At 36.0% G+C, this 18834-nt stretch carries 10 protein-coding genes; all 10 read left to right on the top strand.

What is annotated here, in order from left to right:
* The first annotated feature begins 9 nt into the window (after positions 1-9).
* The 10 genes from MG292_RS02685 to MG292_RS11350 all read left to right on the top strand — a co-directional run bounded on the left by MG292_RS02685 (position 10) and on the right by MG292_RS11350 (position 18832).
* On the top strand, positions 10-3126 hold the full coding sequence (locus MG292_RS02685; RefSeq protein WP_264534233.1) for an RHS repeat protein: 3117 nt from the start codon (positions 10-12) through the stop codon (positions 3124-3126).
* Between the two features lie 39 nt (positions 3127-3165).
* Positions 3166-9225 carry an RHS repeat-associated core domain-containing protein gene (locus MG292_RS02680; protein ID WP_264534234.1) on the top strand — a complete coding sequence of 2020 codons (6060 nt, stop codon included), beginning with the start codon at positions 3166-3168 and terminating at the stop codon, positions 9223-9225.
* Entirely contained in the window at positions 9225-9812 is a 588-nt protein-coding gene (locus MG292_RS02675) for a hypothetical protein (RefSeq protein WP_264534235.1), read from the top strand. The genes MG292_RS02680 and MG292_RS02675 overlap by 1 nt, the downstream gene beginning before the upstream one ends.
* A gap of 272 nt (positions 9813-10084) precedes the next feature.
* Positions 10085-12391, top strand: a complete 2307-nt coding sequence (locus tag MG292_RS02670; protein WP_264534236.1) for an RHS repeat domain-containing protein — start codon at positions 10085-10087, stop codon at positions 12389-12391.
* Positions 12392-12397: 6 nt separating this feature from the next.
* A complete protein-coding gene (locus MG292_RS02665) occupies positions 12398-12778 on the top strand; it encodes a hypothetical protein (RefSeq protein ID WP_264534237.1) in 381 nt (126 codons plus the stop codon).
* A 109-nt stretch (positions 12779-12887) separates the two neighbouring features.
* A complete protein-coding gene (locus MG292_RS02660) occupies positions 12888-14060 on the top strand; it encodes an RHS repeat-associated core domain-containing protein (protein WP_264534238.1) in 1173 nt (390 codons plus the stop codon).
* Between the two features lie 35 nt (positions 14061-14095).
* The gene (locus MG292_RS02655; protein ID WP_264534239.1) at positions 14096-14539 is read left to right on the top strand and encodes a hypothetical protein; all 444 of its coding nucleotides are present in this window, start codon (positions 14096-14098) and stop codon (positions 14537-14539) included.
* Between the two features lie 270 nt (positions 14540-14809).
* Complete coding sequence (locus tag MG292_RS02650; protein ID WP_264534240.1) at positions 14810-16930, top strand: RHS repeat domain-containing protein; 2121 nt, start codon at positions 14810-14812, stop codon at positions 16928-16930.
* A gap of 7 nt (positions 16931-16937) precedes the next feature.
* Positions 16938-17579, top strand: a complete 642-nt coding sequence (locus tag MG292_RS02645) for a hypothetical protein (protein WP_264534241.1) — start codon at positions 16938-16940, stop codon at positions 17577-17579.
* Between the two features lie 44 nt (positions 17580-17623).
* The gene (locus tag MG292_RS11350; protein ID WP_413614223.1) at positions 17624-18832 is read left to right on the top strand and encodes an RHS repeat-associated core domain-containing protein; all 1209 of its coding nucleotides are present in this window, start codon (positions 17624-17626) and stop codon (positions 18830-18832) included.
* Positions 18833-18834: the final 2 nt, after the last annotated feature.

The raw sequence follows: 18834 nt of genomic DNA, 5'->3' as shown, positions 1-18834 counted from the left end.
CCATTTACTATGAGAAATATATTCAAATTATTCAATCGATCTCTTAGAGATAAAAAACAACTATACTCCTTCGTTTTTTTGCTTTCTATTTCTTCAGTACAAGTAGTAGAAGCCCAGTACCAACCTTTTCAATCCATTAAAAGCCCTAACGTGGCTTCTATGGAAAGATTTGGTGATATCCCTGTAAATTTATTCACAGGTACTCCGGATATATCAGTTCCTCTTTATAATTTGAGTTCTGGAAATATTAGTATTCCAATTGCTCTACGTTATCATCCAAGTTTGGTGAAACCGAATCAACCGTCTAGTTGGGCTGGTTTAGGTTGGGATTTATCTTGTGGTGGCGCTATCAGCAGACAAGTTCGCGGTTATTATGATGAGAGAGACTTAGGAGCTACCTCGGTATTCAATGTCATCAATTACCTCAATGGAGGAGCCACTTCAGTTGAGTCGGATAATACTTGGTATGATTCCGATAAAATGTATGGAGAGTATTATAAAATAGCTGGATTTAGTGAACAACAAGCAGATGAATTCAATTTTAATTTTTTAGGTCATAGTGGTAAGTTTTACTTCTCAGGAGCAACAAAAAGTTGGGTAGTAGTTTCTGATGAAAAAATTAAAATAGAAGTAAGAGGTTTTCTGACTCCTTATGAGATTATCAAAGATGCATTGTTTAAATACAAAACATTCGACCCTAAATGGTATAATGATAGTAGAATTGATTATATTAAGATGAACCAAACGAGTTTTTTTAAAGAATTCACTCTTATTACCCCTGATGGCACTAAATATACTTTTGGAGGTATCGAAGGAGTTGAATTTACTACAAATTTTACAGATTCAAAAACTCAATCTACCCCTTATGAAGGAATAAATGTGACATCATGGTTGCTTAAAAGTATCTTAGATACCAATGGAAGAACAGTAAACTATACCTACAAAAAAGAATACCCGTATGTATCTCTTTCTCATTACTGTAATTCCTATACAACAAGTCAAGCAGACCAAAAATGGAGCGGAAGTTGGGGATTAGGAGGATATTCTGGTTCAAAGGGTAGTAGTAGTAGTTCTTTTTCTCAACTAATAAACCCTTATCGATTAGCAGGAAATTTTGTTTTCCCAATGTATTTGACTTCAATTGAATCGGATATGGAGACCGTTTCTTTCACAAGTTCACCAGCAACAACTTTAAATTACACAGAAGCTCAAATTAGTTCAGGTTCCCACCATTGGGATAATTCAGACGAGTACAATATTTGGATTCCAAATCTAAAATGGAACAAACTAACCAATATTGACATTAAACCCAAAATAGGAAATACTACTAGTTTAAAAAGCTGTTCTTTTGAATACTTTGAAGCTCCTAATCAACGTTTTTCTCTTACTAAGTTAAATATCTTAGGGTCGGATGCAAACGCTTTTCAAAAATATGAGTTTCAATATGATGATATAGCTTCTTTGCCTTTATTAGGAGGGAATTACACCGACCACTGGGGATTTTTTAACAATATAAATATCCGCTCAACTCTAAACACTGCTTTTCAAGATAGACAAACAGACCCTAATTATGTAACTAAAGGGCTGTTGTCTCAAATCAAATACCCTACCGGAGGGATGAGCAAATTGTATTGGGAAGCCCATACTCATAATAAAGTTTTGAGCACCTCCAAAGACCAATTAACTGATTATGTTGGATATGCAGGAGGAAGTAGAATAAAGTCAATAGATAACTATACTGATGTTGGAGTACTGGCGAGTCAAAAAAAATATCTCTATGTAAGGGGATATACTTCTGCATTAAATCCAAGTACCCTTGCTTCATCAGGGGTATTAAATGGAATCCCTAGTTATAGTTTTAGCTTTAATAACTACAAAGGAAAGATTGGAGTTACAACCTTTTCTTTTGATACTTTTAGTTTGAACTCATTCACCAATAGTAATCCTACGGGCAATGGGTCTCATATTGGGTATGATGAAGTAGTAGAACTAAACATGGATAAATCATATACAAAACACTATTTTACTAATTACGGTGCTGATATTAATGGAGAATCGCATTATGACAAAGCCCCTGTAGGGTTTACAGGTTGGAAAATAGGCGAAAATAGTGTTTATATGGCTTTTTCTTCTTTGGAGAATGAGAGAGGGAAAGAAATAGGAACTTACCACTACAATGCTCAAGACAATCTAGTACAAAAGAAAAAATACATCTTTAGAAACGATGCTGCTCGTTTTGACCAATTTGTTAAGCAAAAAATTGTATCAAGTGATTATACTAGTGATACCTCAGGCGATGCCTTAATGTTTGCAGTAGCAATTAAAAATTTCACCTATTCCTATTATCCAATTTCACAGGAGATTACCGATTATGATTTAAAAGGACAAAATCCAATAGTAACCACTACCTATTTTACTTATAACTCTAACAATCAGCTCTCAGAAGAGACATTAGTAAATTCTAACAATAAGAATATTACCTCAAAATATTATTATCCTCAAGATTTTAGTTCGGAACCTTATATGCAGAATTTGATAACTACCAATCGAATTAAAACACCTATAAGTATTGAACAGTACAACACTAATTTATTATCCAAAGAAAAAACAATCTTCATTAGTGACGCTACTACTTCTAATTTAGTACTACCTAAAAGTGTTTATGGGGCTAAGTTTCCTAATAGTGTTGCTTTTACCACCAATATTGGCAATTTAGAAAAGAAGCTCACCTACGATAGCTATGATAGTGCGGGGAATCTGACTCAGTATACCCCTGAAGGAGGAGTACCAGTGTCTATTATTTGGGGGTATAACAAAACCCAACCAATTGCAAAGATTGAAAATGCTACCTATTCCAATGTTGCTTCTTATGTAACTAATCTACAAACTCTTTCTAATACTGGAACTCAAGCGAATTTAATAACGGCACTTAATCAATTAAGAACCGCATTACCTAACGCTATGGTTACTACCTATACCCATATTCCGCTAGTAGGAGTATCAAGCATTACTGACCCTAAAGGACAAACGGTTTATTATAATTATGATGGACTCGGTAGATTACAAAATGTAAAAGATGCTCAAGGGAATATATTGAGTGAAAACGAATACCACTACAAAAATTAATTCATTCAATTGTTTTGAATTTCAGCAAAAAGAATCATTATGAGCAATAAAAAATCTTTAATCCAACTGTATTTAAGTTTAGCGCTACTTTTTTTAGTATCTAACTCCAGTTTTAGTCAAGTGCTGATGTATTGTAGTAATAACAATTACTCATTTCAACATATGCATAATTATCTCTATATCGATGCTGATAAGGATGGTTATGGTAGTACTCAAAAATCAACCACCTTACAATGTACATACAAAGTGCCTAGTGGCTATTCTACTATGAATACCGATTGTAATGATTCCAATGCTTCCATTAATCCGGGTACAATTTGGTATCAAGATGCCGATGGTGATAGCTATGGAAATGTGGCTCTTACCACTACGGGTTGTACCAAGCCCACAGGCTATGTAAGTAATTACAGTGATTGTAATGACTTGGACGGTACAGTGGCAATTATCTCTACTTGGTATAAGGATGCCGATGGAGACGGCTATGGAACCAGCGCAATAAGTACTACTTCTTGTAATCAGCCCTCAGGTTATGTGCGCAATTCAAGTGATTATAATGACGGTACAGCCAACATTACCAATATTGCACCTTCAACTTTTTATAGAGATGCTGATGGAGATGGCTATGGTAGTCCTACAGTTACGGTATATTATAGTGTTAAACCTTCTTCAGGTTATGTCACTAATAATTTAGATTGTAATGATGGGGATGCAGGCTTAAATCCTAATACTCCTTGGTTTAGAGACAATGATGGTGATGGTTATGGTTCGGGTGGAGCCCCGATATTTAGTTGTTCACAACCTGTTGGATATGCTAGAAATACAGGCGATTGTAATGATTATGATAGTTCATTTAGTCCCGCAACGATTTGGTACCGTGATGCCGATGGTGACGGATATGGAATCAGCAGTACAACCACTACTTCGTGTACCCAACCTATAGGCTACGTACGCAATTCAAGTGATTATAATGATGGCACGGCAAACATTACTAATATTGCGCCTTCAACTTTTTACAGAGATGCTGATGGAGACGGCTATGGCAGTACTACAGTAACGGTATATTATAGTGTCAAACCAGTGGGTTATGTCACTAATAGTTTAGACTGTAATGATGGCGATGCTACACTAAATCCTAATACTACTTGGTACCGTGATGTAGATGGTGATGGCTATGGAATTAGCACTACAACGACTAATTCTTGTACACAACCTTCAGGTTATGCAAGGAATTCAGGAGATTGTAATGATTATGACAATACGATAAGTCCCGCTACAATTTGGTACCGAGATGCCGATAGAGACGGCTATGGAACAATTGCTACCACTACTAATTCGTGTACCCAACCTATAGGCTATGTACGCAATTCAAGTGATTATAATGACGGTACAGCCAATATTACCAATATTGCACCACAAACTTTTTATGCTGATAGTGACAGGGATGGTTTTGGAAATCCTAATTTATCGGTTTACTATAGTGTACAACCCACAAATTATGTCACCAACAATTTAGATTGTAACGATGGTGATGCTACGTTGAATCCCAATACAATTTGGTACCGAGATGCCGATGGAGACGGCTATGGAACAATTGCTACTACTACTAATTCGTGTACCCAACCTATAGGCTATGTACGCAATTCAAGTGATTATAATGACGGTACAGCCAACATTACCAATATTGCTCCACAAACTTTTTATGCTGATAGCGACAGGGATGGTTTTGGAAATCCTAATTTATCGGTTTACTATAGTGTACAACCCACAAATTATGTCACCAACAATTTAGATTGTAACGATGGTGATGCCACCCTAAATCCAAACACCAAATGGTATGCGGATGCCGATGGAGATGGCTATGGTTCAAAAACAGTATATAAAACACAATGTACACAACCTACAGGTTATATTCGTACTACAGGAGATTATGATGATAGTACCGTAAACATTACTAATATAGCGCCACAAACTTTTTATGCTGATAGCGACAGGGATGGTTTTGGAAATCCTAATTTATCCGTTTACTATAGTGTACAACCAATAAATTATGTTACGAATAGTTTGGATTGTAACGATGGCGATGCTACGTTGAATCCCAATACAATATGGTATGCTGATGCTGACGGGGATGGTTTTGGTTCCAAAACGGTATTTAAAACACAATGTTCACAACCTACAGGCTATATTAGGACTACAGGAGATTATGATGATACTACGGTCAATATTACCAATATTGTACCCCAGACATTTTATGCCGATAGCGACGGAGATACTTTCGGGAGTAAAATAGTAAGTGTGTATTATAGTGTAAAACCTATAGGGTATGTAACTAATAATAGTGACTTTGACGATACAACAGCAAACATTACCAACATAGCGCCACAAATATTTTACCGTGATGCTGATAATGATGGATTTGGAGATGCTAGTCCGAACACACCAACGCTGTATTATAGTGTAAAACCTACGGGATATGTTACTAACAAAACCGATTGTGATGATACCAAAAACACCATTAATCCCAACACCAAATGGTATGTCGATTCCGATGGAGATGGACTAGGCGATGCTAAAACTTTTGTAACACAATGTATCGCGCCCGCAGGGAAGTATGTACTCAATAGTACCGATAATTGTCCTTTGGTAGCTGGGACTAGTAGTGATTGTGGCACTCTGTCTAATCCCGCTCAAGATAGAAACTATATCATTACTAGAACATATAAACAAGCTAGTACTACATCAATTGCTTCGCCTACGCCTACGCAAGCTAAAGTTGGGATTACGTATTACGATGGACTGGGTAGACCTATACAACAAATTGCCAATCAGCAGTCTAGTACTGGTAAGGATATTGTAACGCATATGGAGTACGATGCTTTTGGAAGACAAACTAAGGACTACTTACCTTTTGTGGGAACTAATCGCAATATGGCATTTGATGGAAGTGCAAAAAACAATACCCTTGCGTTTTACAACACTGCAAAATACGAGAATACGGCTAACCCTTTCTCAGAGAAAGCCATGGAAGCCTCACCACTGAACCGAGTGTTGAAACAAGCGGCTCCTGGTGCGGACTGGGCTTTAGGGCAAGGGCATGAAATTAAACTGGATTACCAAACCAATGTAACAAATGATGTCAAACTCTATACGGCTACGGCTACTTGGAATGCTACCTCTGGTTTGTATACCACTGCTTTAGATAATATGGCTGGGACTACGTTTTATGATACAAACCAACTCTATAAAAATTTAACCTATGATGAGAATACGGCTGCCACGCCTAGCGAAACTAGTGGGTCAACGGTAGAGTTCAAAAATAAAGAAGGACAGGTAGTTCTTAAAAGAACCTATGATGCGGGAGCCAAACACGATACCTACTATGTGTATGATGTATATGGTAATTTGACTTATGTACTCCCGCCTAAGGCAGATATGGCATTGACACAGGCTATTTTGGACGAGTTGTGTTACCAATACCAGTATGACAACCGCAACCGCTTAGTGGCTAAAAAACTACCGGGTAAACAGTGGGAGTTTATGGTCTATGATAAATTAGACCGTGTAGTGGCGACAGGACCAGCGTTTTCTCCTTTTAGTGATGTGACCGCTTCGGGCTGGTTGATAACCAAATACGATGCGTTTAACAGGGTAGTCTATACTGGCTGGGTTAACAGCAGTGCCACGGCAGCCACAAGAAAAACCATGCAAGATGCGCAAAACACGGCTACTACCATTAGTGAGAGTAAACAAACCTCAGGCACTATTGACGGTATTAGTGCGTATTACAGTAATGCAGTTGCACCAACGAGTTTTAAACTCCTTACAGTGAACTACTACGATAATTATGTTTTCCCGAATATAGGGATAGCTCAAACCATAGAAGGACAAACCGTGGCAACTTCAGTAAAAGGTTTGGCAACAGGTTCTTGGACACGAGTGGCTACTACCACGGCAGAGACCAAGGGCGAAACAACACATACCTTGTATGATGTTAAATACCACCCAGTGCGCACGCACAACAAAAACTATTTGGGCGGATATACGTACACTGACAGTAAAGTAGATGCTTTTACGGGTCAGGTGCAATACACCATAGAGCGCCATAGACGTTTGATAACCGATACTGAACTGGTGGTAAAACAGAATTTTACCTACTCGGCGCAAGATAGATTGATGAAACATACCCACCAAATTAACGGTGGAGCAGAGCAACTCTTGGCAGAGAATACCTATGATGAGTTGGGGCAACTCGTGAGTAAAAAAGTGGGCAATACCAGCGCCACACCACTTCAAAAAGTGGATTATGCTTATAACATAAGAGGCTGGATGAAATCCATTAACAACCCTACTGCTTTGCAACAAGGCAGCGACCCTGCGGATTTGTTTGGCTTTAAAATCAATTACAATACGATAGAGGGTAGCACAGCTGCGGCAAACAAACTCTATAATGGGAATATTGCCGAGACGTTTTGGAGTACGACTACTGATGGTGGTTTTGTTAGAAATTACGGTTACAAATACGATAATTTGAATCGTTTGAAAGACGCTACGTATCAAAAATCAAACGTGGTGACTAATATGTACAACGAAAACCTGACCTATGACAAGAATGGGAACATATTGACCTTAAAACGCAACGGAGATAGCGACACACAAGCTGGGACAATAGGGATTGATAACCTTACGTATGGTTATGCCCCTAACTCGAATAAATTAATGCGCGTAACCGAAGCCCAACCCACAGCAACGAGTGGGTTTAAAGACGGCAACACCACAGGTGATGACTATGTATATGATGCCAACGGGAACATGACCGTGGACAAAAACAAGAAAATTACTGCCATAACCTACAACCACCTGAACCTGCCAACAAAAATAATTTTCCCAACAGGAAATATTGTTTATATTTACAACGCTAGTGGGCAAAAAGTACAAAAAGTAGTAACGGAGAATACAACGGTAACCACGACTGATTATTTAAGTGGCTACCAATACAAAAATACGGTATTGCAATACTTCCCAACGGCAGAGGGGTATGTAAAAAACACTCCTGTTAGTGGGACTAACGCTTATAGTTATGTGTATAACTACACGGATCATTTGGGAAATGTGCGATTGAGTTACACCAAAAACCCTAGCAATAACGTTCTTACAATTCTTGAAGAAAGCAATTATTACCCATTTGGATTGAAGCATAATGGGTATAATCCTATTGCGCCAATTCCGGAGAATAGAAGACTTTTTAACGGTAAAGAATTACAAGAAGAGTTGGGGTTGAACCAATATGATTATGGTGCTAGAAACTATGACCCTGCATTAGGACGTTGGATGAATGTTGACCCATTAGCAGAGAAAATGAGACGTTATAGTCCATACAACTATGCTTTTGATAACCCAATTCGATTTATTGACCCTGATGGGATGGAAGCTACTGATTGGTATAAAGGTCAAAATGGAAAAATCATCTGGTTTGATAGTAAAGCTAAAAATTTAACGGATAGAAATGGAAGTAAATGGACAAATTTAGGAGCAACTACATCTGAAGTTCAAAAAAATATGAATATTCCAAAGACAGATGTAATAAAATATAATTCATTACAGGCTTTTGGAACAGACGGTCAAAACGGGGCAGGAAAAGCAGGTGCTGTTGCAAACCTTGTGACGTTTAAAAATAGCGTGCAGTTACAATATAGTATGAATGTCGAAAACAAAGGAGCAAATGGACAATTAATAAGCGGAAAAAGTGAAATTACAGGTATAAATGTCAATGCTAGATTCTCTTCAGAAACATGGGCTCCCGGAATGCAAATCGATGGTGTCTCAGGGACGTTTGGAGTTAAAGAATGGAAACCTACAGGGAAAAATTTCACTTTCGAAAGTACTCCTTTTAAAGATATTGGAACTCCTATGCTAAGTAACGCACCATTTCATGCAACATCCGAAGCAGATTTAACAGTTTCTTTAAAAGCATATTCTCGACTTACAAATTATTCTTCAGGTATAACAGGAGGGGCTTTAGACTTAAAATTCAATACTACAGCACAAACAACTACTGTACATGGACAAGGAGATGAAATACAATTTAATATAGGAAACTAATGAAAAATAAATTATTCTTAATGCTTTTTTGCTTGGCAACTTTGACTTCGAATTGTCAAAGTAAGTCAACAGATTTTAAATGTAAAGAGTTGTTCAGAAAATATAAAGAAAAAAATTCTGCATCTGAAGTTGATAGTGCTCGATATTATATTAATAGTGCTATGAAATGTGCTCCTGAAAACACGAATTTTATTAATAATAGTATTCAATTTTATATTAAAGTAGCAGACTACAAAGCTGCGATTAGCCAAGTTGAAAAACTTAAGGGTTCAGATGGGGATAAATCCTTAAGTTTTATGATTTCAGTATTAAAATTAAAAGACGGCTCTATTTCTGCAAAAAATGATTTGAGGAAGCTTTATGAAGAATATAAGAATGATAAGCAATTATCTTCAACTAATGTAATTTATAAAATAACTCTGGATAATTATTTTAATAATAAAGAATTTGCTTTAGCTCAAATTAAAAAATATCAAAAGATTTATAATTCGGAATATGATGTTCAAAATTTAGAGGCTATTAAGAATCTGATTGTGACTCTTAATAAAGAAAAAGTACTTTTTTCACTCTTTAATATTAAAAACTAAGGAAAATTATATCTGAATAATTAAGGATAGAAAATATAAAATTATACATAATCATTATGGGTCGTGTATCAAAGTTAGTGATGACACAAATTCCATAGTTTAATGTGTTGATAATCAATATTTAAATTAATTTATTTCAAACAAGGGGAGACTATAGTCTCCCTTTTTTTTTGAGTACTGAAAAATAAACGGGTATTCTAGCCCCGATAGTAGTGGCATCCCCCGCTAGGGGATATAGCGAATAGCGGGACAGTACGGGTTGAGAAGATGGGATGGGTGCTGCTAAAAAAAACAAAACCATAGAAGGACAAACCGTGGCAACTTCAGTAAAAGGTTTGGCAACAGGTTCTTGGACACGAGTGGCTACTACCACGGCAGAGACCAAGGGCGAAACAGCACATACCTTGTATGATGTTAAATACCACCCAGTGCGCACGCACAACAAAAACTATTTGGGCGGATATACGTACACTGACAGTAAAGTAGATGCTTTTACGGGTCAGGTGCAATACACCATAGAGTGCCATAGACGTTTGATAACCGATACTGAACTGGTGGTAAAACAGAATTTTACCTACTCGGCACAGGATAGATTAATGAAACATACCCACCAAATTAACGGTGGAGCAGAGCAACTCTTGGCAGAGAATACCTATGATGAGTTGGGGCAACTCGTGAGCAAAAAAGTAGGGAATACCAGCGCCACACCGCTTCAAAAAGTGGATTACACCTACAACATTAGGGGCTGGATGAAATCCATTAATAATCCTAATGCTTTACAACAAGGCTCAGACCCTGCGGATTTGTTTGGCTTTAAAATCAATTACAATACGGTAGAGGGTAGTGTAGCTGTGGCAAACAAACTCTATAATGGGAATATTGCCGAGACGTTTTGGAGTACGGCTACCGATGGTGGTTTTGTTAGAAATTACGGTTATAAATATGATAATTTGAACCGTTTGAAAGACGCTACGTATCAAAAATCAAACGTGGTGACTAATATGTACAACGAAAACCTGACTTATGACAAGAACGGGAATATCATGACCTTAAAACGTAATGGTGATAACGATGCGCAAGCAGGAACCATTGGGATTGATAACCTTACGTATGCTTATGCTACTACCTCAAATAAATTAATGCGAGTAACCGAAGCCCAACCTACAGCAACAAGTGGATTTAAGGACGGCAACACCACAGGCGATGATTATGTGTATGACGCCAACGGGAACATGACCGTGGACAAAAACAAAAAAATTACCGCAATAACCTACAACCATTTGAACCTGCCTACAAAAATAATTTTTCCAACAGGAAATATTGTGTATATTTACAATGCGGCAGGGCAAAAGGTACAAAAAGTAGTAACGACCACCACTCCTGCCAGTGTGGTTACAACGGATTATTTAGGTGGTTACCAATACAAAAATACCGTGTTGCAGTATTTTCCAACGACTGAGGGGTATGTAAAAAACGCTCCTGTTAGTGGGACTAATACCTACAGTTATGTGTTTAACTACACCGACCATTTGGGTAATACTCGATTGAGTTATACTAAAAACCCTAGCACCAACGCTCTTACAATTCTTGAAGAAAGCAATTACTATCCATTTGGATTGAAGCATAATCCGTATAATACCATTACACCAGCTCAGGAGTATAAGGTGAAATTCCAAGGGCAAGAACGCCAAGATGAACTTGGTTTGAATTGGGATAGCTTTAAGTATAGAAATTATGATTTTGCTATTGGACGCTTTATGTCTGTTGACCCATTAGCTGAAGAATATGCTTATAATTCAACTTATGCATTCCAAGAAAATAAAATGGGAATGGGCACAGAACTAGAAGGAAAAGAGCTGCAATTACATAACTGGTTGGTTATTGACGCCGCAGTTAATCCTAATGGAATTGGTGCTCATACTCAAGGTATTAGTCAAGGACTTGTAAATAGTGCTGTTGGATTATGGAATGCTATTACAAATCCTATAGAAACAGCCAAAGAAGTAGGAAATAGTGTATTGTGGCTTGCTGTTGGTTCTCAAGGTTCCCAAGCTGTAGATAAAGCTTTAGGTACAAATTCAACAGGAGCGGGCAATAATATTTTGAATTCCGTTGTTAATGGTACTGACAAATTAGTTAATGGTAATGGTAATCAAAGAGGTGAGGTTATTGGTAATATTGCTGGAGCTGTAATTGGAACTAAAGGTATCGGCGCAGGATTAAAAGCAGGAGCAGCAGCAATTACAACTTCAGATGGATTTTTGATAGGAGGAATAAATATAAAAGCTCCTATTGATATACCAGTTCAAAGGTTTGGCGGACAAATGTCAAGTTCTGGAACTAATTTTTGGGGAGCTAAAATAGGAACTAATTCGTTTGTTAATAGGACTTTTGGTGCTATTAAAACAGGATGGAATCCTCTAACAACATACACAGAGGGTGTGATTCCAAAAGGGACACCTACTAAAGCTGGAATAATCGGCCCACAAAGCGGAGGATTTTATCCTGGAGGGTCATTACAATTTATCACAAAATCAAAAGAAGTTATCGAGCAAACAACCAAAACAATTAACAGATAAGCTAATATGACAAATTTAGATACCCCAATGGACTTCCAAATAGAAAAAGATTTTGGAAATCATAAATTGAAATATATTGACTTAACCGAGATATGCCAAGGAGGACCAGAAATCGGAAATATAACTATTGATAATAAAGTTATACCATCTGCTTTTTTTGGCGGACCAGCAATCAGTGAGAATAATTTTTTGTATATTCCTAAATTCGAAAAAGCCTTTTTAAAAAGTGGTTTTATGATATGCAGAATAAATTTACAGACTTTAGAGACAATTACTTTTGGAAAAATTAAGGACATTATATTCTTTGATAAAATTGAAAATAATGTTATTAATTATTATGAAGACTTAAATAGGAATAAAAAATCATTCTATAAATTACCGGAATAAACAATTGGTGATGTATCAAAATTAGTGATGGCTTAAAATGAATGAGTTATTATGTTGATAATCAAGGTTTAAATTAATTTTCAACGCTAGTGGGTAAAAAGTACAAAAGGTGGTAACGACCATCACTTCTGCCAGTGTGATGACAACGGATTATTTAGGTGGCTACCAATACAAAAATACCGTATTGCAGTATTTTCCATCGGCTAAGGGGTATGTGAAAAACACTCCTGTTAGTGGGACTAACACCTACAGTTATGTGTACAATTACACTGACCATTTAGGGAATACTCGATTGAGTTACACCAAAAACCCTAGCAATAACGTTCTTACAATTCTTGAAGAAAGTAACTACTACCCATTTGGATTAAAGCATAATGGGTATAATCCTATTGCGCCAATTCCGGAGAATAGAAGACTTTTTAACGGTAAAGAATTACAAGAAGAGTTGGGGTTGAACATGACAGCGATGGATTATCGTCAATATGATAATACTTTGGGGAGGTTTAACTCTATAGATGTTCTGTCAGAATTAGCATATTCCATTACTCCTTATCGTTTTGCAAATAATAATCCTGTTTATTTTAATGACCCAACAGGTCTTTTTGAAACAAGGAAAGAAGCAAGAGAATATAGAAAAGAACATGGTATTAGCGGTAGTATTTCTAAACAAAAAGATGGCTCATTTGCAATTAGTGATAAAAAAAATGGAATTAGTTATTCAAAAGGAGACGACTCACAGGGGTATGAAAAATTTGCCAATGATGGTGTCCAAGAATCCGTTTTAGTCCAAGCACCATCAAAAAAAGAAGGAGTAAATGGAGGAACTGGTTTTGGATGGCTAACTTTTTGGGGGACTGATAGAAGTGGAGATACAAGTGGTTTAAAAGGAACTACTACACATTCTCTAGAATCAAGTGATTTTATAACACCTCAGATTTCAAGTTCTTTAAATAAATTGACAGGTCTTTGGGAATGGGTATTAAATCTTTTTAAAAACTCCATTGATACATATCAACAAGGAATTACTATACAAGAGGCTATCAAGAAAAACGGAAACACAGCTACTATGGAGGTACAGAATACAGAACCAATTGTGACTTCATCAATAAAAGTGATTACTTACACCTACAATTTAAATGATAGTACGATTATAAAAAACACAAATACTGTTAATTTAAAAGGAAAAGCATCAGATGTAAAAAGACAGGTGGACTCAACAAACAATAGAAATGCGGCTAGAAATGCTGATAAATCAGCTTGGTTAAGTTCTTGGGGGAAATAATAAATAATAATAATATAAAATAATAAATAATGATTTTGAAAAAACAATTAATTCTAACAATAACCTTTGGTATCTTTTTAATGATTATTGTATTTTTTATTTATAGTGGCTCATTTCATAAGATTAACTCTTCTGTAACTAAGTTTACTAAATTAAATAAAAGACAAAAACTGCAAAGAGGAGAATGGATAAGTAATACTGATAGTTTGTCTGGGATTAGTATCCGAGAAAATAAAATAGCTTTCTTTAAAAATATGAAATTTACTTCTGAAGATATTTATGAATATAAGATATTTGATTCCATCTATAAAAATAATAAAAGCGAAAATAAAGTAGGAGAATATTTGGTAATAAAAGATTTTTCTGACACTATTTATTATCAAATTATTAAAAAAAATGATACGAGTATTACTCTAAAATTGAATGAAACTAAAACAGAAACATTTAACCTTAAAACAACTAAACTAAAAAAGGGGTAGTGTATCAAAGTGGTAGTGTATCAAAGTTAGTGATGACTCAAATTTCATAATTTAACATATTGATAATCAATATTTAAGTTAATTTATTTTACAAAAGGAGAGGCTGTATGTCTCTCCTTTTTTTTGAGTACTGAAAAATAAACGGGTATTCTAGCCCCGATAGCAGCGACAACCCCCCGCGAGGGGATATAGCGGATAGCGGGACAGTACGGGTTGAGAAGATGCGATGGGTGCTGCTAAAAAAAAAACAAAACCATAGAAGGACAAACCGTGGCAACTTCGGTAAAAGGTTTGGCAACAGGTTCTTGGACACGAGTGGCTACTACCACGGCAGAGACCAAGGGCGAAACAGCACATACCTTGTATGATGTTAAATACCACCCAGTGCGCACGCACAACAAAAACTATTTGGGCGGATATACGTACACTGACAGTAAAGTAGATGCTTTTACGGGTCAGGTGCAATACACCATAGAGCGCCATAGACGTTTGATAACCGATACTGAACTGGTGGTAAAACAGAATTTTACCTACTCGGCACAGGATAGATTGATGAAACATACCCACCAAATTAACGGTGGAGCAGAGCAACTCTTGGCAGAGAATACCTATGATGAGTTGGGGCAACTCGTGAGTAAAAAAGTAGGGAATACCATCGCCACACCGCTTCAAAAAGTGGATTATACTTATAACATAAGAGGGTGGATGAAATCCATTAATAACCCTAATGCTTTGCAACAAGGCTCAGACCCTGCGGATTTGTTTGGCTTTAAAATCAATTACAATACGGTAGAGGGTAGTGTAGCTGTGGCAAACAAACTCTATAATGGAAATATTGCTGAGACGTTTTGGAGCACAGCCACCGATGGTGGATTTGTGAGAAACTACGGTTACAAATACGACCAGTTGAATCGTTTGAAAGACGCTACTTATCAAAAATCAAACGTGGTGACTAATATGTATAATGAAAACCTGACTTACGACAAGAACGGAAACATCTTGACATTAAAACGCAATGGCGATAGAGATGTACAAACAGGAACCATAGGAATTGATAATTTAAGTTATGGCTATGCTACTAACTCTAATAAACTTATGAGTGTGGTGGATAATACTAATAATACCAGTGGTTTTAACGATTTTAATAAATCAGGAAATGATTATGCTTATGATGCCAATGGTAATATGACCTTGGACAAGAACAAGAAAATCACAAGCATTGTGTATAACCACTTGAACTTACCTACAAAAATAGTTTTTCCAACAGGAAATATTGTGTATATTTACAACGCTAGTGGGCAAAAAGTACAGAAAGTGGTAACAGAAAACACAACCGTAACCACGACTGATTATTTAGGAGGTTACCAATACAGAAAGAAAACTGCGAGTGAGCCTGTCGAACTCCAGTTTTTTCCAACGGCAGAGGGCTATGTGAAAAACACCCCTGTTAGTGGGACTAACACCTACAGTTATGTGTACAATTACACTGACCATTTAGGGAATACTCGATTGAGTTATACTAAAAACCCTAGCAGTAACGTTCTTACAATTTTAGAAGAAAGCAACTACTATCCATTTGGATTGAAGCATAATGGGTATAACCCTATTTCGCCAGTTCCTGAAAACAGAAGACTTTTTAATGGTAAGGAGTTGCAAGAAGAGTTGGGATTGAACATGTATGATTATGGCTCACGTATGTATGACCCTGCAAGAGCTGGTTGGAGTAATGTTGACCCATTGGCGGAGAAAATGCGTAGATGGTCTCCATATAATTATGCTTTTGATAACCCAATTCGATTTATTGACCCTGATGGGATGGCGCCTACTGATTGGTTTGTTAATACAAAAACAGGTACAGTTGTACATGTTGAAGGACAATCAAAACTTACACAATCTACTGCTGATAAAATTGGAGCTGGTGATGCAAAAAATTATGAACGTTTAGGGGCAGATAATATGTTCGGGGATAAAAATGGAAAAGCAAATAAAATTAGAGAACAAGGGGCTAGCGTTGTTGAAAACTCTGAAGTATTTATGGAAAAGCAAGGATATAATAAAGCTGAAAAAGTAAAAATTGTTGAAACAGAATATACTTCAGGAGGGAAAGTTGGAGAAGAGAATATATCATTAACACATAGTACTATAAAACAAGTTGGAGAAAGTAAAATCACTTATGCTAAACCTGAAAATTTAGATTCTAAAGCTGATATTCAAATTAAATCAAGTTCAAGTACTTACAGTAGTATAGAAACTACAAAGTATATCCTTACGAAACCTTATGGGCAAGATAATAATAATACATCTGTTTATGGCTCAAAAGAAACTTCAAATAACATACTCAAACCACTGCAAATAATAGGTGATTTAGTACAACAAATTATCTCAAAATAAAATTAAGATGAAAAAATTATTATTATTATTCGGATTTTCTATGCTTATTTTTAGTTGTAATGGGCAATCTATTAGTAAGAAAACTAAAGAAAAATATATTAGGTATAAAAATGAGTTTAATAGAGAACTAACGAATCATTTTCCTAATCAAGTAACTAGTTTTCCCAATAGTATTGTTAAAAATAAAGATTTATCAAACAACAATGTTTGTTTTATGCTTTACGAATATAAAGTTGATAGAAATACAATAGATTCTTTAATATCACATATACAAAATAAATATATAGCTAAATACAAATCTGAGGATAAGTGTCTTTTAATTGTTAATCGGTTTGATACTTTTGAATCTCTTGAAAAAATGGAAGCTACTATTATTAAAGATAGTACCAAGATAAATCAAGATTGTTATAAAAATTTATATCCTATTCCAAATTTTATAGATTACAGTTACCCGAAAGAGAATAATGAACTAAAATTAGAAGCTGGTTTTGATATTTATATTTTAGAAGCTAAATCGGGTAACTATTTTAAGGAATTTGAATTACTGCCTAATCCCCAAATGCCGAAAGAATGGGAAAATGGTTATTCAAAAGGCATTGCTATAAATAGTAAAAATAAAACTTTAATTTTTTGGGGGTTGATTTGGTAAAATAAAATTATCCTAGAATTAGAATTTCAAATTATTTATAGAAGTTGATAACCATTACCACGCCAACTAGTGTAGCTACTACAGATTATTTAGGTGGTTACCAATACAAAAATACCGTATTGCAGTTTTTTCCAACGGCAGAGGGCTATGTGAAAAACACTCCTGTTAGTGGGACTAACACCTACAGTTATGTGTTTAACTACACTGACCATTTGGGTAATGTGCGTTTGAGTTACACCAAAAACCCTAGCACCAACGTTCTTACAATTCTTGAAGAAAGCAACTACTATCCATTTGGGCTCAAGCATAATGGGTATAATCCAATTTCTCCAATTCCTGAAAACAGAAGACTTTTTAATGGTAAGGAGTTGCAAGAAGAGTTGGGGCTAAATTCCTATGATTATGGTGCTAGAAACTATGACCCTGCATTAGGACGTTGGATGAATATTGACCCGTTAGCGGAAACGTCAAGACGTTTTTCTCCTTATACTTATGCTCTTAATAATCCTGTGTTATTTATTGACCCTGATGGGATGGAGGCTTACAAATCGCAAGTCGATAGAAGTAGCGGAATGAGTAATTCTGAATGGAACTCCAATAGAAGAGCCGATATGGATAGGCAAGCTGGAGGAGATGGAATTGATGTTGCGAACCCTAATGGATATGTAAAACCTAAATATACTGTCACTGCATCGGATGCTGATAATGAAGTTGAAAAAGAAGATGGTGATTCAAATGAAGATAAACCAAAGAAAAAAAATAATTTAGCACAAAATATTAAAGACAACCCAAGTAAAATTTCAGAAGTAGCAGAAGTAGCAATTTCTTTAAAAAAATTGAGAATGTTGGAGATTAGACAAGGTCTATCTATCAAAGATAGAATAGGAACTTTGGGTAAATTCTCTTCAAAATATGCTAGTTATTCAAAGGCTGGGAAAGTTTTAGGTAAAGTTAATAATGTTGCGATGGGTTATAGTACTTTTTTAGATGTTAAAAGTTATTATAATGGACAATTAAGTGGAGCGAGACTATCTTATAGATTAGGAAGTAATACCGCTACTATAGTAACTTCATCAGCAGTAGGTACAGAGTTTGGAGGACCTGTTGGCACCATTGCTGGGTTCGTTGTTGGGCTTGGCACAAGTGCTGGAGAAATCATATATGACGGTTGGAACAATAATGTAATGCCTGTGATTAATCAGGGTGTTTATGAAATCAATAATAATCACGGATATTCTAATTTCCACCCTTAAAT

Source organism: Flavobacterium keumense (assembly GCF_029866485.1).
In the GTDB taxonomy this organism is placed as follows: Bacteria; Bacteroidota; Bacteroidia; order Flavobacteriales; family Flavobacteriaceae; genus Flavobacterium; species Flavobacterium keumense.
The sequence above is the reverse complement of the archived record's forward strand: the minus strand, read 5'-3'. Positions and strand labels throughout refer to the sequence as shown.

Excerpts from the sequence above, each read along its gene's own strand:
- MG292_RS02680 (WP_264534234.1), top strand. The coding sequence starts at position 3,166 with ATGAGCAATAAAAAATCTTTAATCCAACTGTATTTAAGTTTAGCGCTA.
- MG292_RS02665 (WP_264534237.1), top strand. The coding sequence starts at position 12,398 with ATGACAAATTTAGATACCCCAATGGACTTCCAAATAGAAAAAGATTTT.
- MG292_RS02675 (WP_264534235.1), top strand. The coding sequence starts at position 9,225 with ATGAAAAATAAATTATTCTTAATGCTTTTTTGCTTGGCAACTTTGACT.
- MG292_RS02685 (WP_264534233.1), top strand. The coding sequence starts at position 10 with ATGAGAAATATATTCAAATTATTCAATCGATCTCTTAGAGATAAAAAA.
- MG292_RS02645 (WP_264534241.1), top strand. The coding sequence starts at position 16,938 with ATGAAAAAATTATTATTATTATTCGGATTTTCTATGCTTATTTTTAGT.
- MG292_RS02670 (WP_264534236.1), top strand. The coding sequence starts at position 10,085 with ATGGGTGCTGCTAAAAAAAACAAAACCATAGAAGGACAAACCGTGGCA.